At 74.0% G+C, this 19,714-nt stretch carries 20 protein-coding genes; 13 read left to right on the top strand and 7 right to left on the bottom strand.

Annotated elements, in window-relative coordinates:
* The first annotated feature begins 1 nt into the window (after position 1).
* The 11 genes from ACIBN2_RS04445 (at position 2) to ACIBN2_RS04395 (ending at position 12,017) form a co-directional block, all read left to right on the top strand.
* Positions 2-2,335, top strand: a complete 2,334-nt coding sequence (locus ACIBN2_RS04445) for a heavy metal translocating P-type ATPase (RefSeq protein ID WP_399132619.1) — start codon at positions 2-4, stop codon at positions 2,333-2,335.
* 37 nt (positions 2,336-2,372) lie between these two features.
* A complete protein-coding gene (locus ACIBN2_RS04440; protein WP_399132618.1) occupies positions 2,373-3,350 on the top strand; it encodes an ATP-binding cassette domain-containing protein in 978 nt (325 codons plus the stop codon).
* Positions 3,351-3,356: 6 nt separating this feature from the next.
* Positions 3,357-4,526, top strand: a complete 1,170-nt coding sequence (locus tag ACIBN2_RS04435) for an ABC transporter permease (protein WP_399132617.1) — start codon at positions 3,357-3,359, stop codon at positions 4,524-4,526.
* Entirely contained in the window at positions 4,523-5,698 is a 1,176-nt protein-coding gene (locus ACIBN2_RS04430; protein WP_399132616.1) for an ABC transporter permease, read from the top strand. The genes ACIBN2_RS04435 and ACIBN2_RS04430 overlap by 4 nt, the downstream gene beginning before the upstream one ends.
* A 107-nt stretch (positions 5,699-5,805) precedes the next feature.
* Positions 5,806-6,303: a hypothetical protein gene (locus ACIBN2_RS04425; protein WP_399132615.1), complete on the top strand. Its 498-nt coding sequence runs from the start codon at positions 5,806-5,808 to the stop codon at positions 6,301-6,303.
* Between the two features lie 134 nt (positions 6,304-6,437).
* Positions 6,438-6,728 (top strand): hypothetical protein, encoded by a 291-nt coding sequence (locus ACIBN2_RS04420; RefSeq protein WP_399132614.1) that lies wholly within the window; start codon positions 6,438-6,440, stop codon positions 6,726-6,728.
* 13 nt (positions 6,729-6,741) lie between these two features.
* Positions 6,742-7,881, top strand: a complete 1,140-nt coding sequence (locus ACIBN2_RS04415; RefSeq protein ID WP_399132613.1) for a site-2 protease family protein — start codon at positions 6,742-6,744, stop codon at positions 7,879-7,881.
* A 145-nt stretch (positions 7,882-8,026) separates the two neighbouring features.
* The gene (locus ACIBN2_RS04410) at positions 8,027-8,590 is read left to right on the top strand and encodes a universal stress protein (protein ID WP_399132612.1); all 564 of its coding nucleotides are present in this window, start codon (positions 8,027-8,029) and stop codon (positions 8,588-8,590) included.
* 5 nt (positions 8,591-8,595) lie between these two features.
* Positions 8,596-9,102: a flavodoxin domain-containing protein gene (locus ACIBN2_RS04405; RefSeq protein WP_399132611.1), complete on the top strand. Its 507-nt coding sequence runs from the start codon at positions 8,596-8,598 to the stop codon at positions 9,100-9,102.
* Positions 9,103-9,373: 271 nt separating this feature from the next.
* Positions 9,374-10,777, top strand: a complete 1,404-nt coding sequence (locus ACIBN2_RS04400) for a phosphoribosyltransferase family protein (RefSeq protein ID WP_399132610.1) — start codon at positions 9,374-9,376, stop codon at positions 10,775-10,777.
* On the top strand, positions 10,743-12,017 hold the full coding sequence (locus tag ACIBN2_RS04395; RefSeq protein ID WP_399132609.1) for an APC family permease: 1,275 nt from the start codon (positions 10,743-10,745) through the stop codon (positions 12,015-12,017). Before ACIBN2_RS04400 ends, ACIBN2_RS04395 begins: the two co-directional genes overlap by 35 nt.
* Positions 12,018-12,044: 27 nt before the next feature.
* Here the strand turns inward: ACIBN2_RS04395 and ACIBN2_RS04390 are convergent, their stop codons facing one another.
* On the bottom strand, positions 12,045-12,347 hold the full coding sequence (locus ACIBN2_RS04390; protein ID WP_399132887.1) for a PadR family transcriptional regulator: 303 nt from the start codon (positions 12,345-12,347) through the stop codon (positions 12,045-12,047).
* An 89-nt stretch (positions 12,348-12,436) separates the two neighbouring features.
* A complete protein-coding gene (locus ACIBN2_RS04385) occupies positions 12,437-13,723 on the bottom strand; it encodes an FAD-dependent oxidoreductase (RefSeq protein WP_399132885.1) in 1,287 nt (428 codons plus the stop codon).
* Between the two features lie 278 nt (positions 13,724-14,001).
* Between ACIBN2_RS04385 and ACIBN2_RS04380 the strand changes: the two genes are divergently transcribed.
* Positions 14,002-14,781, top strand: a complete 780-nt coding sequence (locus ACIBN2_RS04380) for an ArsR family transcriptional regulator (protein ID WP_399132608.1) — start codon at positions 14,002-14,004, stop codon at positions 14,779-14,781.
* The gene (locus tag ACIBN2_RS04375; RefSeq protein ID WP_399132607.1) at positions 14,778-15,167 is read left to right on the top strand and encodes a VOC family protein; all 390 of its coding nucleotides are present in this window, start codon (positions 14,778-14,780) and stop codon (positions 15,165-15,167) included. Before ACIBN2_RS04380 ends, ACIBN2_RS04375 begins: the two co-directional genes overlap by 4 nt.
* A 24-nt stretch (positions 15,168-15,191) precedes the next feature.
* Here ACIBN2_RS04375 and ACIBN2_RS04370 read toward each other — a convergent pair whose 3' ends face one another.
* From ACIBN2_RS04370 to ACIBN2_RS04350, 5 genes are read right to left on the bottom strand one after another with little or no spacing between them, the layout of a single operon-like run.
* On the bottom strand, positions 15,192-15,836 hold the full coding sequence (locus tag ACIBN2_RS04370) for a V-type ATP synthase subunit D (RefSeq protein ID WP_399132606.1): 645 nt from the start codon (positions 15,834-15,836) through the stop codon (positions 15,192-15,194).
* Between the two features lie 4 nt (positions 15,837-15,840).
* Positions 15,841-17,226, bottom strand: a complete 1,386-nt coding sequence (locus tag ACIBN2_RS04365) for a V-type ATP synthase subunit B (RefSeq protein WP_399132884.1) — start codon at positions 17,224-17,226, stop codon at positions 15,841-15,843.
* 5 nt (positions 17,227-17,231) lie between these two features.
* Positions 17,232-18,977: a V-type ATP synthase subunit A gene (locus tag ACIBN2_RS04360; RefSeq protein ID WP_399132605.1), complete on the bottom strand. Its 1,746-nt coding sequence runs from the start codon at positions 18,975-18,977 to the stop codon at positions 17,232-17,234.
* A complete protein-coding gene (locus ACIBN2_RS04355) occupies positions 18,965-19,495 on the bottom strand; it encodes a V-type ATP synthase subunit E family protein (RefSeq protein WP_399132604.1) in 531 nt (176 codons plus the stop codon). The genes ACIBN2_RS04360 and ACIBN2_RS04355 overlap by 13 nt, the downstream gene beginning before the upstream one ends.
* Positions 19,492-19,713, bottom strand: coding sequence for a V-type ATP synthase subunit F (locus ACIBN2_RS04350; RefSeq protein WP_399132603.1), 222 nt, complete (start codon positions 19,711-19,713; stop codon positions 19,492-19,494). Before ACIBN2_RS04350 ends, ACIBN2_RS04355 begins: the two co-directional genes overlap by 4 nt.
* Position 19,714: the final 1 nt, after the last annotated feature.

Genomic DNA, 19,714 nt, shown 5'->3' with positions numbered 1-19,714 from the left:
CATGGCCACCGTCAACGCGAGGAAGCAGTTCCGCCGGCTGATCACGGCCCTGTTCGTGCCGCCGACGCCCGAATCCGTCCTGCTGTCCGTGACCACCGTGGCGCTCGTCGCGGGCGGCGTCAGCCGGCTCGCCGGCGCTCCGGGCCTCGCCGACCTGTTCTGGGGCCTCGGCACGGTCGCCGCCGTGATTCCGGCGATCGGCTGGGTGCTCGACGCCCTCCGGCACCGCCGCGCCGGCGTCGACCTGATCGCCGTCCTCGCGCTCGGCGGCACCCTGGCCGTGCACGAGTACCTGGCGGGAGCGCTCATCGCGCTGATGCTCGCCTCCGGCCGCACCCTGGAGGCGGCGGCGCAGCGACGCGCCTCGCACGACCTGCGGGCCCTGCTGGAACGCGCGCCGCGCACCGCACGGATACGTACCGCGACCGGTGTGAGCCAGGTCCCCTCGTGCGAGGTCGCCGTCGGCGACCTCCTGGTCGTGGGCCCGGGTGAAGTGGTGCCCGTGGACGGCCGGGTGGCCGAAGTGCCCGCCGCGCTGGACGAGTCGGCGCTGACCGGAGAGCCGCTCACCGTGCGCCGGGCGCCGGGCGAGCCGGTGCGCAGCGGAGTGGTCAACGCGGGCGGCGCCTTCGAACTGCGCGCCACCGCGACCGAGGAGGACAGCACCTACGCCGGGATCGTACGACTGGCCCGGCAGGCGGGCGCCGAGGCGGCTCCGGTGGTGCGGCTGGCCGACCGGTACGCGGCCTGGTTCCTGCCGCTGTCCCTGGCGGTCGCCGGACTGGCCTGGCTGGTCAGCGGCTCCGCCGTGCGGGCGGTCGCCGTCCTGGTGGTGGCCACGCCGTGTCCGTTGCTGCTGGCGGCTCCGGTGGCCGTCGTCTCCGGTCTGTCCCGGGCCTCCCGGCTCGGGGTGGTGGTACGCGACGGAGGGGCGCTGGAGAACCTGGGCCGGGCCAGGACGCTGCTGCTGGACAAGACGGGCACCCTCACCCGCGGCCGGCCCCGCGTCCTGGACGTGGTCGCGGCGCCGGGCCGGCAGTCGGCCGAGGTGCTGCGGCTGGCGGCCTCGCTCGACCAGTACTCCCCGCACGTGCTGGCCCAGGCCGTCGTCGACGCGGCACGCGAACGGGGCCTTCGCCTCGCCGAGCCTTCGGATGTGTCGGAGGAGCCCGGCCGGGGTGCGTCGGGCACGGTGGCGGGGCAGCGGATGACGATCGGCAAACGTGACGAGGACACTCAACTGCCCAACTGGGCACGGTCGGTGGAGAACCGGGCGCTGCTGGACGGAGCGGCGGTGGCCTGGCTGTCGGTGGACGGCGCCCCGTTCGGTGCCGTGCTGTTGCGCGACCCGCTGCGTCCGGACGCGCCGCGCACCCTGCGCCGGCTGCGCGCCTCCGGCATCCGGCGGCTCGTGATGCTGACCGGCGACCGTGCCGCCCCCGCGCGCGAGGTGGGCGCCGTCCTCGGACTCGACGACGTGCGCGCCGCTCTCACCCCGGCCGGCAAGGTCGCGGCGGTCCGCGCCGAACGCGAGCACGCGGTCACCGTCATGGTGGGCGACGGCGTGAACGACGCACCCGCCCTCGCCGCCGCGGACATCGGCGTGGCGATGGGCGCCCGGGGCTCCACCGCCTCCTCGGAGGCGGCCGACATCGTCCTGACCACCGACCGGGTGGACCGGCTGGCCGACGCCGGGGCCATCGCCGTACGGGCGCGGCGCATCGCCGTACAGAGCGCGCTCGGCGGCATGGCGCTGTCGCTGGCCGCCATGGCCGCCGCCGCGTTCGGCCTGCTCCCGCCGGCCGCCGGCGCGCTGCTGCAGGAGGGCATCGACGTGGCGGTGATCCTCAACGCCCTGCGGGTACTGCGCGACGACCGGCAGGGACGGCCGGTGTTGCCGCCGTCGACGGAAGCTCTCATCCACCGCTTCGCCGCGGAACACGACGACCTCCAGGACGTGCTGGACGCCGTGCGCGACGCCGCCGACCGGCTGTCCGACGGCGCGGGCCCGGAGTCCCTGGCCGCGGTGCGCGAGGTGCACCGGCTGCTCACCGAACGCCTGCTGCCGCACGAGTACGCCGAGGAACACGAGCTGTATCCCGCGCTCGCCCCGACGCTCGGCGGCCCCGAGGCGACGGCCACCATGAGCCGCGCGCACGCGGAGATCGAACGGCTCGCCCGCCGCGTCGCCACCCACCTCACACTGACCGGCCCCGACGGGTCCCTGTCCGCGGAGCAGCTCGACGACCTGCGGGCCTGCCTCTACGGCCTGCACAGCGTGCTGCGGCTGCACTTCACGCAGGAGGAGGAGAGCTACTTCTCCCTCGCCCTCTGAGTGCCCGCCCGCGGACCACGTCCCACGAGGAGACGACATGAGCGACCGCCGGGAACACACGGACACGGAACGGCCGGTCCTGGACTGCGCCGGCCTGGTGAAACGGTTCGGCGACCGCACCGCCGTCGACGACGTGAGCCTGCACATCGCGCCGGGCGAGACGTACGGGCTGCTCGGCCCCAACGGAGCGGGAAAGACGACGACGATCCGGATGGTGTGCGGGCTGCTGCGCCCCGACGCCGGATGCGTGCGCGTGGCGGACCGCCCGGTGACCGCCGCGGCCGGGCCCGCCAAGCAGCTGATCGGCTTCGTCCCGCAGGACGTCGCGCTCTACCCCGACCTCAGTGTCCGCGAGAACCTCCGCTTCTTCGGGCGGCTCTACCGGCTGCCGCGCCGCCGCCTGGAGCGCCGTGTCGAGGACGTGCTGGACCTCGTCGATCTGACCGCCCGGGCGGACGACCGCGTCGAATCGCTGTCGGGCGGCATGCGCCGGCGCCTCAACATCGGTGCGGGACTGGTGCATTCACCGACCCTGCTGGTGCTGGACGAGCCCACCGTGGGCGTCGACCCGCAGAGCCGGCACGCGATCCTCGAGAGCGTCACCCGGTTCGGCGAGGAGGGCATGGCCGTCCTCTACACCACGCACTACATGGAGGAGGCGGAGCGTCTGTGCGACCGGGTCGGCATCATCGACCGCGGCCGCCTGGTCGCCGAGGGCAGCCCGCGCGAGCTGGTGCGGCTGGTGGCCGAGCGCGACCGGGTCCGGCTCACGGCGGCCGGGGGGCTGTCCGCGTACGCGGAGGCCTGCCGGCGCCTGCCCCGCGTCGAGGGTGTCGCTCGCGGCGGCCACCAGGGCGACGTGGTCGAACTGGTCGTCAAGGACGCGCGCAGCCTGCTGCCGGAGCTGCTCGACCTCGCCCACTCCCAGGCCGTCGACATCCGCAGCGTGGAGATCGACGAGCCCGATCTGGAGGCCGTGTTCCTCCACCTGACCGGCACCGCCCTGCGGGAGTGAACCACCGTGCGCGCCGTACTCGCCATCGCCGCCAAGGACCTGCGCCAGCGCCTGCGCGACCGGTCCGCCTGGGTGCTCGTGTTCCTGGCGCCGGTCCTGATCTCCGCGCTGATGGCGCTCGCGTTCACCGGCAACGACGAGTTCCACGCGAACATCGGGGTCGTGGACCTGGACCGCGGCCCGGCCGCCGCGGGCCTCACCCAGGTCCTCAGGAGCCCCGAGCTCAGGAAGACGGTCCGGGTGACGCCGTACGGCAGCGAGGCCGCGGCCCGGCGGGCGGTGGACGCGGCCGACGTGCAGGCGGCCGTCGTCGTGCCCGAAGGGTTCACCGCCTCCCTGCACGGCGGCAGCGCCGCACCCGTGCGGGTCCTGGGAAACGTCGACTACGGCCTGCAGGCCCAACTCGCCCGCGCCGTCACGGAGTCGTACGTCGCCCAGGTCAACGCCGACCGGCTGTCGGTCGCCACGGCCGTCACCGCGGGCGCACCTCGGCAGGACATCCCCCGGCTCGCGGCGAAGGCCGCCCTGCTGCGGCTGCCGGAGGACGTGCGGGCCCAGGGGCTGCCCGACGACCCGCTGAAGGTGATCAGCTACTTCGGGCCGAGCATGGGCATGTTCTTCGTGCTGTTCACCGTCGGTTTCGGGGCGCGCAGTTACTTCGTCGAACAGCAGCAGGGCACCCTCGACCGGATCGCGGCCGCGCCGGTCGGGCGGGGCGCCCTGCTGATCGGCAAGTCGGTCTCGACGTTCGTGTACAGCCTCGCCGGACTCGCCACGGTGACGATCGTGTCCTGGCTCGCCTTCGGCGCCCGCTGGGCCGATCCGCTCGGGGTCGCCGCGCTCAGTGTGGCCATGGCGGTGTGCGTGGTGTGTCTGACCGCGCTGGTCATCGCGCTCGTGCGGACCGAGCAGCAGGCCCAGGGGCTCGCGTCGGTCCTCGTCTTCGCGCTGGCCCTGCTCGGCGGCAACTTCGTGTTCGCGTCCGGCACCACACCGATGATCCGCCGGCTCGCGCAGTTCACGCCCAACGGCTGGGCGCTGCGCGGCTTCACCGACCTGGGTACCGGGGTGCGCGGCTGGGACGCCGTGGGCGCCCCGCTGCTGGGCATCGCCGCGTTCTCGGCGGTCGTGGCAGTGGTGACCGCGGTGCTGCTCCGGCTGAGGAGGACGCCATGACCGCTCTCGCCGTCACCCGGGCCACCCTGACGCGCGTCCTGCGCGACCGGACGGCCCTGTTCTTCATGGTGCTGCTCCCCGTCGCCATCATCGTCGTCATCGGTGTCACGGTGCGCGGCTTCGACCAGTTCCGGGTGGGACTCGTCTCCGATCCGCGATCCGGGCCCGTGGCGCAGGAGTTGGCGACGGACCTGACGAAGGCGCCGGGGCTGCGTACCCGTGCGTACGCGGACGCCGGCGCGGCGCGGACCGCGCTGCGCCGCGCCGAACTGGACGCGGTGATCGTCGTGCCCGCACATCTCGACGAGGACGTACGGGCCGGGCGGTCCGCCACCGTCCGGGTGCTGGTGGAACCCTCGGGCAGCGCGGGGCACGCGGCCGTGTCCTCGGTGTCCTCCGTGGTGGCCGGCCATGCCGCGCGGCTGCAGGCAGCCCGCTTCGCCACCGACCAGGCAGGCGGGACCTTCGACGGCAACCTCGCCGCCGCCCGCCAGGCCGAACGGGCCTCCTCCCCCATCGCCGTCCGGGCCGAGACCGTCAACGGCCAGAGCGACTACCTGCCGCTGGGCTACAGCTACAGCACGCCGACCATGCTGGTGCTGTTCGTGTTCATCAACGCCCTCGCGGGCGGTGCCGCCATCGTGCAGACACGGCGGACCGGGGTGTACACGCGGGCGCTCGCGGCCCCGGTCTCCGCCCGCATGCTCGTGGCCGGCGAGACGATCGCGTACTTCCTGCTGGCCCTGCTGCAGTCCGTGCTGATCGTGGGCATCGGCGCGCTGGCCTTCGACGTGGCCTGGGGTGACCCCCTGGCCGCGGGCGTCCTGGTCACCGTGTGGGCGCTGGTCGGCACCGGGGCCGGGGTCCTGGCGGGGGCCGTGTTCCGCACGCCGGAGCAGGTGCACTCCGTCGGTCCCGCGCTCGGCATCGGGCTCGGCATGCTGGGCGGGTGCATGTGGCCGCTGGCCCTGGTGCCGGGCTGGCTGCGCGCCATGGGGCACGCGGTCCCCCAGGCATGGGCGGTCGACGCGTGGACGACGCTGCTCTCCCGGAACGGGGACCTGGGGGCGATCATGCGGGACCTGGTCGTCCTCACGGGCTTCGCCGTGGTGCTCCTCACCTGCGCGTCCCTGGCACTGCGGCACCGGCTGACCACCGGCCCCGCGGTGTGACCGACCGGCCCACCGGATCGGCCCGTTCGGCCCACGATCGCGGCAACTGCACCAAGGTGTACTGGAGTTGACGAGCTTTCTGCATCGCTTCAGGGGAGGGGAACGCCATGATGACACCTCGTGCCGTGCGCCGCGTCGCGCTGGGTGCCGTGGTGCTGGCCGTCGCGGCCACCGCACCGGCGGCCGCGAAAGGACCGCGTACGCACGACGGATCCGCCGTCGCCACGACCGCCACGCCGGCCCGCGAGGGGACGACGCGCTCCGCGGTCGACAGGGTCGCCGACTTCTACGGCGCCTACCTCGACGTCCTGTACGACTCCGGCCGCAACCGGCTCGCGGACTCCCTGCGCGCCCACTACCTGACCGCGGGACTGCGGGCGGACCTGGCGCGGTGGGAGGCCGCCCACCACAAGGACGGCGTGCTGCGCGCCACGGGCACGCCGATCGCCTGGGAGGTCGTCTACAACGACAGCGGCATGGGGCACTGCTGGACCCGGGTCACGCTCACCTGGCAGGACTCCGGCAACCGTACCCACCGCACGCACCTGATGATCCAGTCCGACCTCGGGTCGCGGTTGATTTCCGGGATCCGCGCCGTGGCATGACCGGGCAGGGCCCGATCGGCCGCACGAAGGACCGGTCGGCCCCTCCCGGGCCGGACGCCGACTGCGCAGGATGACGGTGTGCCCCGCCCGGCGCCAGAGGGCGGCGGCGTCCCGAAGGACTCGGAGGTGACCCGATGGGCACGGTTCCCTCACGGCGGTCGAACGGGCGCCCCACCACCGTTGTGCACCTGCCCTGTGCCCGGCGCACCGTGGGCGTGGAGGCGGTGCTGCGGCTGCCCAGTGTGATGGTGCTGGTGGTCGAGGACGCGTGCACCGTGATCGCGCTACGCGACTGGGAGCGGCGTGAGCCGCACCGCCTGCGCCCCTGGGCCCGCCGTCGCTGGCACGCGGAGGGCCGGCGACTGCGCGCCAAGGAGCTGCGGATGCGGGAGCTGGCCGCACAGTGCCTGGACGCTCCCGACTGACCGAGGGGGTGCGATGAAGGAAACCCTGCCGCTGGGGCGGATCGCCGGCGTCCGGGTCGGTCTGCACTGGAGCGTGCTGGTCATCGTCGCCCTGGTGACCGTGATGCTCGCGGGCGGACGGTTCCCGGACGCCCACCCGGGCCACTCCACCTGGGCCTACGCCGCCCTGGCGTTGCTCACGGCCCTCGTCTTCCTCGCCTCGCTGCTGGCCCACGAGGTCGCGCACGCGGTCGTCGCGCAGCGCAACGGCGTCCAGGTCGACGGGATCACCCTGTGGATGCTCGGTGGCGTCGCACGGCTGCGCAGCGAGGCGCCCACCCCGGCGGCGGAACTCCGCATCGCGGGTGTGGGACCGCTGACCAGCGCGGTGCTGGGCGCGGCGTTCACGGGCCTGGCCCTGTGGCTGGACGCGATCGGCGTCTCCGGCCTGGTCGTGGAGGCGGTCGCCTGGCTGGCCGCGATCAACGTCGTCCTGGCGGTGTTCAACGCCGTTCCGGCCGCCCCGCTGGACGGCGGGCGACTGCTGCGGGCGTATCTGTGGCACCGTACCGGCGATCCGGTCCGTGCCACGCGCAGCGCCTCGGCGGCGGGACGGGCCCTGGGCTGGTTCCTGGTCGTCCTCGGCTTCGCCTCGGTGCTCTTCGAGGGCAACCTGTCGGGCCTGTGGCCCGCACTGATCGGCTGGTTCCTGATCACCACCGCCACCGAGGAGGCCCGCCGGGCCGAACTGGGCGGCGTCCTGGCCGGACTGCCGGTCCGTCAGGTGATGACCCGAGACCCGGTCGTGGTCCGCGCCACGACGACCGTCCTCGAGTTCCTGGCCGAGGGACCTTTCGGCGCCTACCGTCACTCCGCCTTCCCGGTACTCGCCGTGGACGGCACGCCGGCCGGGCTGGTCACGGTGAGGCTCATCAACCGGGTCCCCCTGCAGGCCCGTTCGGCGACCACCGTCGCCGACGTGATGCGCCCTCTCGCGGACGTCGCGACCACGTCCCCCGACGAACCGGTCGTGGACCTGATCCCGCGTCTGGAGGCGAGCACGGACCGCCGCGCCCTCGTCCTCGACGCCGGGCTCCTCGTCGGCATCGTCACCCTCGCCGACATCAGCCGGGCCGTGACCTGGCTGACGGCGACGACCCGACCGCGGACGTGACGGCGCGGCGCCGGACAGGGCCCGTTGGGCACCCGTCCAGTACCCTTCGGCCCGCGCGAGGGCCCGCGGGTGCGGGGCACTGTGGGATCGGAGACACCTTCGGGCGGGAGATCTGCCGGCCCGGGACCTTTCCGAGGAGGCAGCCGTGACCGAAAGCGCCGATGGCAAGGGCATCGTCGTGGGAGTGGACGGTTCCGCGGCCTCACGCGCCGCGCTGCGCTGGGCCGTTGAACAGGCGCACGCCTTCGACGTGGAACTGGTCGCCGTGCACGCCTGGGAGCCGGTCACGGCCTTCGCGCCCTACGCCCCCGTCTCCGCGCGCCCCACTACGGCGGAGCAGCGCGAACGAGCCGCCGAGGTGCTCGCGAGCACCGTGCGCGACGTCTTCGGCTCGCACGTCGACCCCGGCATCCGTGCCGTGCTCGCGGAAGGCCCACCCGCGCACGTCCTGCTCCAGCAGGCACGCGGGGCGCTGCTGCTCGCCCTGGGCCGCGAACCCCGCGCGCAGTGGGGACTGCCCGCGGTGGGCCCGGTGGGCCGCGAGTGCCTGCGCCACTCCACGGTGCCCGTCGTGATGGTGCCCGCCGCCGACCGGTCGGAGCGTCCCGCCCACGGCCGCCGAAGCGCCAGGTCACATCACGCAGCCGGTGTCTCGCGGGGACACCTGGCGAACCGGACCGCACAGGACCGCACGATCGGCACGAGGTGATGACCATGGACGTCCTGGTGGGATACGTGACCGCCCACGGCTCGACACGCGGGATCGCCGAGCACATGGCGGCCGTACTGGACAAGGCGGGGCTGAGAGCCGAGGCCAGGGACCTGCGGACCGTGGACGACGCCGACGCCTACACCGCCTTCGTCCTCGGCAGCGCCGTGCACGGGCAGTCCTGGCTGGAGCCGGCCAAGGAATTCCTGCGCGAGAACGCCGACATCCTCGGTTCCCGCCCGGTATGGATCTTCAGCGTCGGGATGCCGGCCGCACTGCGCGGGCCCTGGAAGCGCCTTGCGCCCAAGGAGGAGCCGGTGATCGTGGAGAACCTGCCCGGCGAGCTGCCGTACCGGGACCATCGCCTCTTCTCGGGTGTCATCGCACCGGAGCAGCTGCCTATCACCGGGCGCCTGATGTTCCGCCTGGTCGGTGGCCGGTTCGGCGACTACCGCGACTGGGCCGCCGTGGAGAGCTGGACCTCCGGGATCGCCGAGGACCTGGCGCGCTGAGGGGGGCCGTTCGGTCCCCGTTCCCAGCCCGTATCGGCCCATGATCCGGGGTCGATGGCCTCATGGTGGCGCGCCCCGCCACGGACAAGGGTGGTCGGTACAGGCGGTACGGAATCACCGGCACCGCGCGCACCGCCCGGCGGGAGGCAGCGATCATGAAGCGGATCCGGCAGACCCGCCGCCCCGGGACTCCGCGGCAGCCGGAACCCCAGGACCTGCGCACGCCGTCGGGGCGGCCGCTCCCCTACTGAGCGCGAACGAGGCGGTGACCATGCGATTCGAGGACCGTACGGATGCGGGACGCCGGCTGGCGCCCCTGCTGGCACATCTGCGGGGCCAGGACGTCGTCGTCCTGGGACTGCCCAGGGGCGGGGTGCCCGTGGCCTTCGAGGTGGCGCGGGAACTCGAGGCTCCGCTGGACCTCCTCGTGGTGCGGAAGCTGGGCCTGCCCCGGCAGCCTGAGCTGGCCTTCGGCGCGGTGGGAGAGCACGGGGTCCTCGTGCTCAACGACGACGTGATCGAGGGGTCGGGGCTGAGGCCGAGCGAGCAGCAGAAGGTGACGCAGGCCCAACGGGCCGAGGTGGAACGGCAGTCGCACCGCTACCGCCGCGACCGTGCGCCCGTCCCCGTGGCCGGGCGGACGGCCGTGATCGTGGACGACGGGCTGGCCACCGGCGCCACCGCCGAGGCCGCGTGCCGGGTCGTCCGCGGTCTGGGCGCGGGCCGGGTCGTGCTCGCCGTGCCGGTGGGGACGGAGCGGACCGTGCTGCGCCTGCGCCGGGCGGCCGACGAGGTGGTCTGCCTCCACTCCCCGCGCTTCTTCGGGTCGGTCGGCGCCTGGTACCGGGACTTCACGCAGGTCCCCGACGCACAGGTGACTGCCCTTCTGCACCGGGCCGCCGACCCCGCACCGCCCGATGCCTCCCCGCCCGCTCCCTCCCCGTCCGCCGGCGAACTCCCGCCCGCGAACCGGGAGATCGAGATTCCCACGCGGCATGTGCGGCTGGCCGCACGGTTCGTCCTGCCCGAAGGGGCACCGGCCGTCGTGGCGTTCGCGCACGGCAGCGGCAGCAGCCGCCACAGCCCGCGCAACCGCTACGTCGCCGACGTCCTGAACGGGGCGGGCCTGGGCACGCTGCTGCTGGACCTGCTCACCACGGACGAGGAAGACGACCGGCACAACACGTTCGACATCGTCCTGCTCGCCGGACGGCTGCGCGCCGCCGCGGACTGGCTGCGCCGCGAAACCGGCCTGCCCGTCGCCTACTTCGGGGCGAGCACCGGGGCGGCCGCCGCCTTGGAGGCCGCCGCCGTCGATTCCGGCATCCGCGCGGTCGTCTCCCGCGGCGGCCGCCCCGATCTGGCCACGCCCGCCGCGCTGGCACAGGTGCGGGCCCCCACCCTGTTCGTCGTCGGCTCGCTCGACGGACGGGTCCTGAGCCTGAACCGGCTGGCGGCCGACTGGATGCACTGCGACCACCGCATCGCCGTCGTCCCCGGTGCGGGCCACCTCTTCGAGGAGCCCGGCACCCTGCCCGCGGTCGCCGAACTGGCCCGCGACTGGTTCACCGGCCACCTGGCGTTCACCCCCGATGTATATCGTCATGCGATATCGGACGGCGATAGGGGACGGGTGCGGCATGGGCCAGGCGTCACAGGGCGGCACGACGGCTGAGTTGGAGCGGCGGCTCGGTGTCTTCGACGCCGTGGTCATCGGGCTCGGATCGATGATCGGCGCGGGCATCTTCGCCGCTCTGGCACCGGCCGCGCGGGCGGCCGGATCGGGGCTGCTGGTGGGGCTGGCGATCGCCGCCGTGGTGGCGTACTGCAACGCCACGTCCTCGGCACGGCTCGCCGCCCGCTATCCGCAGTCCGGTGGGACGTATGTGTACGGCCGCGAAAGGCTGGGCGAGTTCTGGGGCTACCTCGCCGGCTGGGGATTCGTGGTGGGCAAGACCGCGTCGTGCGCGGCGATGGCGCTGACCGTGGGGTCGTACGTGTGGCCGGAGCAGGCGCATGCCGTGGCGGTGGCCGCGGTCGTGGCCCTGACGGCTGTCAACTACGTGGGCGTGCAGAAGGCGGCCTGGCTGACGCGGGCGATCGTGGCCGTGGTCCTGGCGGTACTGGCGGCGGTCGTCATCGTCTGCCTGACCTCCGCCGACGCACGCGCCGGACGGCTGGACATCGGCTCGGACGCCTCCGCCGGCGGCGTGCTGCAGGCCGCCGGCCTGCTGTTCTTCGCCTTCGCCGGGTACGCGCGCATCGCGACCCTGGGCGAGGAGGTACGCGATCCCGCACGCACGATTCCGCGGGCCATCCCCCTCGCCCTGGGCATCACCCTCGTCGTGTACGTGACGGTCGCCGTGTCCGTCCTCGTCGTCCTCGGCCCGAGCGGGCTGGCCCGGGAGAGTGCGCCGCTGGCCGAGGCCGTGCGGCAGGCCGGGGTGCCGGGCCTGGCCCCGGTCGTGCGGGTGGGAGCGGCGGTGGCCGCCCTCGGGTCGCTGCTCGCCCTGATCCTCGGCGTCTCGCGCACCACGCTGGCCATGTCCCGGGACCGCCATCTGCCCCACGTCCTGTCCGCCGTGCATCCCCGTTTCAAGGTGCCGTACCGCGCCGAACTCCTCGTCGGTGCGGTCGTGGCCGTCCTCGCCGCCACGACCGACGTACGCGGCGCCATCGGCTTCTCCTCGTTCGGCGTGCTCGCCTACTACGCCGTGGCCAACGCCTCCGCGTGGACCCTGACCGAGCAGGAGAACCGGCCGCCGCGCCTCATCCCCTTCGTCGGACTGGCCGGCTGCCTGGTGCTCGCGTTCACCCTGCCCGCCTCCTCGGTGGCCTGGGGAGCGGCCGTACTGCTTCTGGGAGTTGCGGCCTACGGGGTGCGCCGCGCCATGACCGCGCGCGGAACGTCCTGAGCCCGCACCGGGCCGTGTCCGCGCCGCTCACAGGGAATCGCCGAGGACTTCGCGGGCCAGTTCGGCCAGCGCCCTGCGGTCCTCGGCGAGCGCCTGCCTGCCGGCTTCGGTCGCCGTGTAGATGCGGCGGGTCCGGCCGTTCACCAGGCGCTGCTGCGAGGTCAGCAGCCCCTCGGCCTCCAGCCGGTGCAGGGTCGGATACAGCGTGCCGGGGCTGATGTCGTATCCGTGGTGGGCGAGTTCCTCGGTCATCCAGGCGCCGTGGATCTCGCCCTCGGCCGCGTGGTGCAGGATGTGCAGCCGCACCGCACCGCGCTGGAACTCCCGCACCCTGGCCACCTCCGCGCCCCGACCGGCGGTCACGAAACCGATATCGGCCATCGATACTACGGCGCGAAGGTGCGATGAGCAGCGGGAGTTCAGCGACCTCGGCCGAGCCCGGGCGATCGGCGGATGCGACGGGCGATGCGCGTGGCGGCGAACTCGGTCCCGGCGACGAAGCGCATCATCGGGCCGAACATGGGTGCGGCCAGAGATCCGGTGAAGTACAGACCCGGCACCGAGGATTCGAGGGCCGCCGAGAGATGGGGGGCCCTCGAACCGCGCACGCACACCACGGCAGCACGCACCGCGGGCGACAGGAACGGCACGGCGTCCAGGTCGAGCCGGTAGCCGGTCGCCGCCAGCACGTGATCCACGGTCATGGTGCTGGGGCCGCCCGGCCCTTCGAGCTCCAGGCGCACCCCGGCCTGAACCGCTTCGGCACCTGTGACGCGGCACGACGTGTGTGCCGGGACGATGCCCTCGACGCGGTCCCGTAGCCACCAACCGCCCGACGGCCCCAGCGCCCGGCGGAACAGCAGCAGGCGTGCCGCCGCGGGCATCCGGCGTACCCCGCCGGGCGCCTTGCAGACCGCCGCCAGGATCCAGCCCGTGCCGAGCGGCGAGGCGGGTTTGGCCAGGCGCTCGGTCAACGCCCGGGCCAGATCCGGCTTCATCCCCCACAGCACCCGCGACTCGCGCACCAGCACCTGGGCCTCTGCGCCGGCCTCGTGCAGCAGGGCCGCGCTCTCCAGCGCCGACTGCCCTCCCCCGATCACGGCGACGCGCAGGCCGGCGTAGCACGACAGATCGGTGTGGTGGCTGGTGTGGGACACCAGGGCGTCCCTGCCCGGCCCCTCCGGGGCGAGCCGCCGCAGCTCCGCGGGGATGTGGGCGAGACCGTTCAGGCCGGTCGCGGCCACGACCGCCGCCGCCTCGAACTCCTGCCCGTCGTCGAGGCGTACCAGGAAGGCAGAGCCTGGTCCGGGCCGGTCGACGCCGACCACGCGGGCCTGGTCCACCTCCCCGACGTACTGCTTCTGGAACCACATCCCATAGCGCACGAAGACGTCGCACGGGATGGGCGTCAGCTCGGTCAGCTCCGGCTCGCCGTGCACCCGGCGGAAGTCCGCCAGCCGCCCTCCCGGATCCGGCGCGGACAGGTCGGTGGCGTCCGGGGTCGACTTCAGGTACATCCCGGTGGCCATGGCGTGCCGCCAACTGCCCAGCACCTCACCGAAGATGCGCACCGGTACGCCCGCGGCCCGCAGGTGCGCGGCCACCGAGAGACCGTACGGCCCCGCACCCACGATGACGACCGGAAGCCCCCCGCGCCCGGTCAAAGCCTGCTCGCCGGCCGGGCGTTGCCCCGGAAGCGACTGCATCATGCATCCCCCCACTGGTCCCGACGCCGCCTTCCCCAAAGCAGCGCGACATGTGGGATGGTGCGCCCGGCGCAAGCCCGCCGCACCCGTCCCCCTCCGTGGCTCAGTGTGACGTGTCGCCACGCTATCGGTCGACGATATCGGCACACGTTGTCCAAAACGTGGTCGAACCGTGGAACGCGAATTGCCTACCGAGCCCCCGTGACCTCCGCAGACGCACGAGCAGGCATCCTCCACGAACAGGTTCCATCAATTGAATTTGATGTATCGTGGACGCCATGGCGTCTTCAGGCCGAGCCGCACCACCGTTCGTGCACCTGGCCGCCCACCCGGTGCGCTGGCGGCTGCTGACCGCCCTCGCCGACAGCGACCGCCGGGTACGCGAACTGGTGACGCTCGTCGGCGAGTCGCAGAACCTGGTCTCGTACCATCTACGACTCCTGCGCGACGGCGGGCTGGTCACGGCGACCCGGAGCAGCTTCGACGGCCGTGACAGCTATTACCGCCTCGACCTGGACCGCTGTGCGCGGGCCCTCTCGGACACCGGGACCGCCCTTCATCCCGGACTGCGCACCGAGCCGGCGCCCCCACCGCCCCTCACCACCACCCGCTCAGGCGTGCCCTCCGTGCTCTTCCTGTGCACCGGCAACAGCGCCCGCTCGCCGATCGCGGAGGCCCTGCTGCGCCACCGCGGCGGCGGTCGCGTCGAGGTCGCCAGCGCCGGCAGCCGTCCGAAGTCCGCTCTGCACCCCAACGCCGTACGCGTGCTGCGGGACGAATACGGCATAGACGTCGGTGACCGGCGGCCACGGCACCTGAACACGCTGCTGGAGCAGCGGTTCGACCATGTCATCACCCTGTGCGACAAGGTCCGCGAGGTCTGCCCCGAGTTTCCGCACCCCACCCGCCGGGCCCACTGGAGCACGCCCGACCCGGCCGCCGCCGGCGGCAGCGACCGGACGAGCCGTCCCGCCTTCGGGCGCACGGCGGGCGACATCGACACCCGCATCCGTTATCTGCTGCCCGTCCTCACCACCAGACAGGAGGTCCAGCCGTGACGACCACCGACGAACTCGCAAGCGTCCGCTACATCGTCGACGACGTCCAGGCCGCCATCGACTTCTACACCACGCATCTCGGGTTCACCCTGCGCACCAGCGCCGCGCCCGCGTTCGCCGACGTCACCCGCGGCCCCCTGCGGCTGCTGCTCTCCGGCGCGGCCAGCTCCGGCGCCCGGGCCACACCCGACGACGCCGCCACCGCCGGCCGCAACCGGATTCACCTGATCGTCGACAGCCTCGACAACACCGTAGACCGGCTGCGCACCGCCGGACTGACCTTCCGCAGCGACGTCGTCTCCGGCCCGGGCGGACGTCAGATCCTCATCGCCGACCCGGCTGGCAACCTCGTCGAGCTGTTCCAGCCCGCGGGCGCCTCGACCTGACGCGGGCGGCGTGCACCGGTCGGCTCACCCGCCTGTACGGGGCCGGCCGCCGGCCGTCGCGTTCCCGGCTGCCGCCGCCCACCGTCTGCGGACGGCGTCCTCGTGCTCGCTCTGTTCCAGCGCACGATCCGCGGCGGCGAGCGCCGTCTCCAGACGCGGCACCCAGTGCCGGCGCAGGGCCCGCAGCCTGCGCCCGGTGTGGACGACCTCCTCGCCGACGGCGCGGGACGCGGACCGCGCGACGGCGTACGCGGCCGCCGCGCGCACGGCTTCGGCGTAGGCGGCCTCGGCGTGGACGAGAGCGGTGTTCGCGGGCGTGGGGTCGTCCGGCTCCCGTGGCGGCACCGTGCACGCCACGGTGTCCGGGTGCCGTACGCCCATCGTGGAGGTCCAGGTGACCGTCAGGTCGGTGAGGCGGGTGAAGTCCGTCGCGTCCAACGCCTCTTCACCGCTCAGCAGCAGCCCGCGCCGCAGCCACTGCTCGGCCTGCGCCAGCTGCCGGTGCCAGCGCTCGCGGGCGTCCCGCTCGGTGCGCAGCAGCTCCTCGTGGCGGGTCCGCAGGACGCGGAGTTTCTGGTCGAGCAGGTCCGCGCCGCGCCTGGCGACGTCGAGGCTGCGGCGCAGGCGCAGCCGGCCGGCCCGGCCCGGAGGCACGCGAAGTTCGGCCATCGCGTCACCCGCCTTCCGCCGCGCCGTGGGCGTCGAGGAACTCGGCCGGGAGCATGGCCAGTTGGCTGCGCGGGAGGGTCAGCAGCACCTGCCACGCGCGGTCCAGCGTCTGCTCCAGCGTGCGCAGTTCGTCCCGCCCCTGGTGCACGAGACCGTGCGCGAAGGCTTCGTCGAAGTCCAGGTAGCTCCGGTCCGCGGGACCGAGCGACCCTTCGCCGACGAGGTCGACGAGTTCCCTGACCTGGCGGGCCCGGGCCAGGGCGGACAGCAGCTGGGCGGCCACGTCGAGATGGTCCTCGCGGGTACGGCCGGGTCCCGCGCCCTTGCGCATCAGCCGGGACAGCGAGGACAGCGCGTCGACCGGTGGATAGACGCCCTGGGCGTGCATCCGCCGGGAGAGGACGATCTGTCCCTCCGTGATGTATCCGGTGAGGTCCGGCACGGGGTGCGTGATGTCGCCGGCCGGCATGGTGAGCACCGGCAGCACGGTGACCGACCCCGGCAGGCCCCGGATGCGGCCGCAACGCTCGTAGAGGGAGGCCAGATCGCTGTAGAGGTAGCCGGGGTAGGCCCGGCGGGCCGGGGTCTCGCCGCGGGCGGCGGACACCTCGCGCAGCGCCTCGGCGTAGCTCGTCATGTCCGTCATGACCACCAGGACGTGGCGGCCCTCGCCGAACGCGAGCTGCTCGGCGACGGTGAGCGCGATGCGCGGGGTGAGGATGCGCTCGATCACGGGGTCGTCGGCCGTGTTGAGCAGCAGCACCAGCTCGCCCGCGGCCGACCGTTCCTCCAGCGCGTCCCGCACGAAGTCGGCATCCGCGTGCGTCACCCCCATGGCGGCGAAGACCACGCAGAACGGCTGACCTCCGGCCGTCGACTGGGCGGCGATCTGCGTCGCCAGTTCGAGGTGGGGCAGACCCGCCGCCGAGAACACGGGGAGCTTCTGCCCCCGCACCAGTGTGGTGAGCGCGTCGACGGCGCTGACGCCGGTCAGCACCGGCTCGGCGGGCGGCTCGCGGCGCAACGGATTGACCGGACGGCCCGCGACCGCCGAGGCCGCGGCCCCGAAGACGGGCGGGCCGCCGTCGAGCGGCTCGCCGCGTCCGTTGCACACCCGGCCCAGCCAGCCGGGGCCCACGGGGATGCGCAGGGGCGAGCCGGTGAAGACGGCGCCGACGCGCGCCGGGTCCATGCCCGCGGTGTCCTCCAGCACCTGGACCACGGCCGTGCCCCGGTCCACCTCCAGCACGACGCCGTGGCGCCGCTCCCCCGCCCCCACGGTGAACAGGACGAACTCGTCCCAGCCGACCCCTTCGACCTTGTCGATGACCGCGAGCGGGCCGCTCAGCTCACGAACCGAGGTGAACTCGACGCGGCCCCGGTCGGGCATTTCGTTCACGACACCTCCCCGAGCCGGGCGAGCATGGTCGCGCGCAGGGTGTCCACGGCCGCCGCGTCGTGCGGGCCCGCCTCCTCGCGGGCGCGCAGGACGGGTGAGAAGTCGACCCCCTCGATGTGTTCGGCGGGCACGCCCGCGTCCGCCAGTTCGTGGCAGCGGGCGACGACGGCCAGCACCGCCTCGGTCAGCGCGGCCGTCTTCTCCGCACCGCTGTAGGCGTCCCGTTCGGACAGCGCGCTCTGCTGGAGCACAGCCTCGCGCACCAGCCGTCCGCCCAGGACGCTGACCCGTTCGCGGGCGGGCAGGGCGGTGATGCCGAGCAGGTCGACCAGGTCGGCCAGCCGGTCGGCCTCGGCGAGCAGGGCGGCGACGCGGGCCCGGCGGGCGGACCGGTCCGGGTCGTCCGCCGTCACCTGGTGGGCGTCGAGCGCCTCGGTGTCGCGGGAGAACGACTCGGCCCAGGAGACGGCCGGGTAGTGGCGGGCGTAGGCGAGTTCGCGGTCGAGGGTCCACAGGCAGCGCACGAAGCGCTGGGTGTGGGCGGTGACCGGCTCGGCCATGTCGCCGCCGGGCGGGGAGACCGCGCCGATCACGGTGACGGAGCCGGTGCGGCCGCCGAGGGTGGTCACGGCGCCGGCCCGCTCGTAGAACGCGGCGATCGCCGAGGCCAGGCCCGCCGGGTAGCCCTCCTCGGCGGGCAGCGCGCCGGTGCGGGAGCCGAACTCGCGCAGCGCCTCCGCCCAGCGGGAGGTGGAGTCGGCGATGACCACCACGTCCAGGCCCATGTCGCGGAAGTACTCGGCGACCGTCACCCCCGTGTAGATGCTCGCTTCCCGGGCCATCATCGGCATGTTGGAGGTGTTGGCGACGATCACGGTCCGGTCCGCGAGGCGACCGCCCGTGCGTGGGTCGGTCAGTGTGCCGAACTCCTGGATGACGTCGGCCATTTCGTTGCCGCGCTCGCCGCAGCCGACGTAGACGATGACGTCCGCGTCGCACCACTTGGCGATCTGCTGCAGCAGCACCGTCTTGCCGGTGCCGAAGCCGCCGGGAACGGCGACCGTGCTGCCCAGTGCCACCGGGAAGAGCAGGTCGATGGCGCGCTGTCCGGTGTTCAACGCCCTTGCGGTGTGCAGGCGTTCGCGGACCGGACGGGGCGTGCGGACGGGCCACCGGGTGGTCAGCGGGATCACGGTCCCGGCCACCGTGGCGACGGCGTCGTCGGCGGCGAGGCGGCCCGGCGCGGCGATCCGTTCCACCGTTCCCGCGCAGCCCGGCGGTACGAGCGCGGGAAGCGGCACGGGACCGGCGTCGTGGATCTCCCCGAGAACGTCGCCCGGTCCGACCTCTTCGCCCTCGGCGGCCCGGGGCGTGAACGTCCAGCCGGGCCCCTGATCGTCGTCCCCGCCGCCGGCCCCGGGTTCCAGCCAGGCACCGGCCGTCTGCAGAGGCCGCAGCAGTCCGTCGAAGATGCCGCCGAGCAGGCCGGGGCCGAGCTCCGCGGACAGCGGCCGGCCCAGGGGGCGGCACGGCATCCCGGGGGCGAGGCCGCCCGTGTACTCGTACGCCTGGATGGTGATGACCGCGTCGCGGATGGCGACCACCTCGCCGGGCAGTTCCCTCTCGCCCAGCGCGACGAGGTCGTGCATGGCGGTGCCGCCGACGTGCTCGGCCTCCACGAGCGGACCGGCGACCCGCAGGATGCGGCCCGTGCCGTGGCGCGTGGCCGTCACGGTGCCCATAGCTGCTCCACCTCCCCGCCGGCCCGGTCGAGCGCCCGCTGCGCGAACGCGGCCAGGCTGCAGTCGAGCCGACGCCCCGGGGCCTCGCCGACGACTCCTCCGCCGGGGGCGTCCGTGATCCGTGCGTCGGGGCCCAGCACCTGCCGCACGTGGGCCTCCAGGCCGCGCCGCACGGCCGGGTACGCGTCGGTGCCGCTCAGGGCCTCGACACCGGCCACGACCTGCCGGCACAGCTCTTCCCAGATCTCCCGGCGGGCGGCGAGCTCCCTCGCCCGCGCGGCGCGGCGGACCCGGCTCCGGGTGGCGGCACCGGTGTGTTCGGCGTCGCGCGCACCCTGCCCGCGGGCCTCCGCGAGGACGGCGGACGCCTGCGCCTCGGCCTCCCGGACGGCGGCCCGGGCGTCCTCGGCGGCTGCCGTCACCAGGGCGTCGGCGTCCGCGGCGGCATCCCGCAGGAGCCGGTCCCGTACGGGTTCGAGTGCCGCCGAGGTCCCGGCGGACTGCGGAGTGGTCCTCATGCCGGCATCACCGCGGTGAGCGGGTCCTGCGCCTCGAGCGGTCCGGGTCCGAGTGCGGCCGCCGCGTCCGGCGTGAGGATCACCAGGCCCACGTCGGCGGGGAGCCGGCTCCAGGCCGCTCGCACCGCCTCCGGGTCGTCCGCCGGAAGGACGACGACACCCGCCGTCGCCAGCCCTGTCACGCGCCGGCGCGCACCGATCACTGCCACGTGTGTCATG

Source organism: Streptomyces sp. NPDC050534, assembly GCF_044457745.1.
Taxonomy (GTDB): Bacteria; Actinomycetota; Actinomycetes; order Streptomycetales; family Streptomycetaceae; genus Streptomyces.
Note: the sequence above shows the minus strand (reverse complement) of the source record. Positions and strands in the feature narration are given on the sequence as shown.

Coding starts and splice junctions, on each gene's coding strand:
- ACIBN2_RS04355 (WP_399132604.1), bottom strand. CDS start 19,495: ATGAGGACCACTCCGCAGTCCGCCGGGACCTCGGCGGCACTCGAACCC.
- ACIBN2_RS04430 (WP_399132616.1), top strand. CDS start 4,523: ATGACCGCTCTCGCCGTCACCCGGGCCACCCTGACGCGCGTCCTGCGC.
- ACIBN2_RS04445 (WP_399132619.1), top strand. CDS start 2: ATGGCCACCGTCAACGCGAGGAAGCAGTTCCGCCGGCTGATCACGGCC.
- ACIBN2_RS04385 (WP_399132885.1), bottom strand. CDS start 13,723: ATGCAGTCGCTTCCGGGGCAACGCCCGGCCGGCGAGCAGGCTTTGACC.
- ACIBN2_RS04440 (WP_399132618.1), top strand. CDS start 2,373: ATGAGCGACCGCCGGGAACACACGGACACGGAACGGCCGGTCCTGGAC.
- ACIBN2_RS04425 (WP_399132615.1), top strand. CDS start 5,806: ATGATGACACCTCGTGCCGTGCGCCGCGTCGCGCTGGGTGCCGTGGTG.
- ACIBN2_RS04405 (WP_399132611.1), top strand. CDS start 8,596: ATGGACGTCCTGGTGGGATACGTGACCGCCCACGGCTCGACACGCGGG.
- ACIBN2_RS04415 (WP_399132613.1), top strand. CDS start 6,742: ATGAAGGAAACCCTGCCGCTGGGGCGGATCGCCGGCGTCCGGGTCGGT.
- ACIBN2_RS04350 (WP_399132603.1), bottom strand. CDS start 19,713: ATGACACACGTGGCAGTGATCGGTGCGCGCCGGCGCGTGACAGGGCTG.
- ACIBN2_RS04370 (WP_399132606.1), bottom strand. CDS start 15,836: ATGGCCGAACTTCGCGTGCCTCCGGGCCGGGCCGGCCGGCTGCGCCTG.
- ACIBN2_RS04400 (WP_399132610.1), top strand. CDS start 9,374: ATGCGATTCGAGGACCGTACGGATGCGGGACGCCGGCTGGCGCCCCTG.
- ACIBN2_RS04365 (WP_399132884.1), bottom strand. CDS start 17,226: ATGCCCGACCGGGGCCGCGTCGAGTTCACCTCGGTTCGTGAGCTGAGC.
- ACIBN2_RS04420 (WP_399132614.1), top strand. CDS start 6,438: ATGGGCACGGTTCCCTCACGGCGGTCGAACGGGCGCCCCACCACCGTT.
- ACIBN2_RS04360 (WP_399132605.1), bottom strand. CDS start 18,977: ATGGGCACCGTGACGGCCACGCGCCACGGCACGGGCCGCATCCTGCGG.
- ACIBN2_RS04395 (WP_399132609.1), top strand. CDS start 10,743: ATGGGCCAGGCGTCACAGGGCGGCACGACGGCTGAGTTGGAGCGGCGG.
- ACIBN2_RS04380 (WP_399132608.1), top strand. CDS start 14,002: ATGGCGTCTTCAGGCCGAGCCGCACCACCGTTCGTGCACCTGGCCGCC.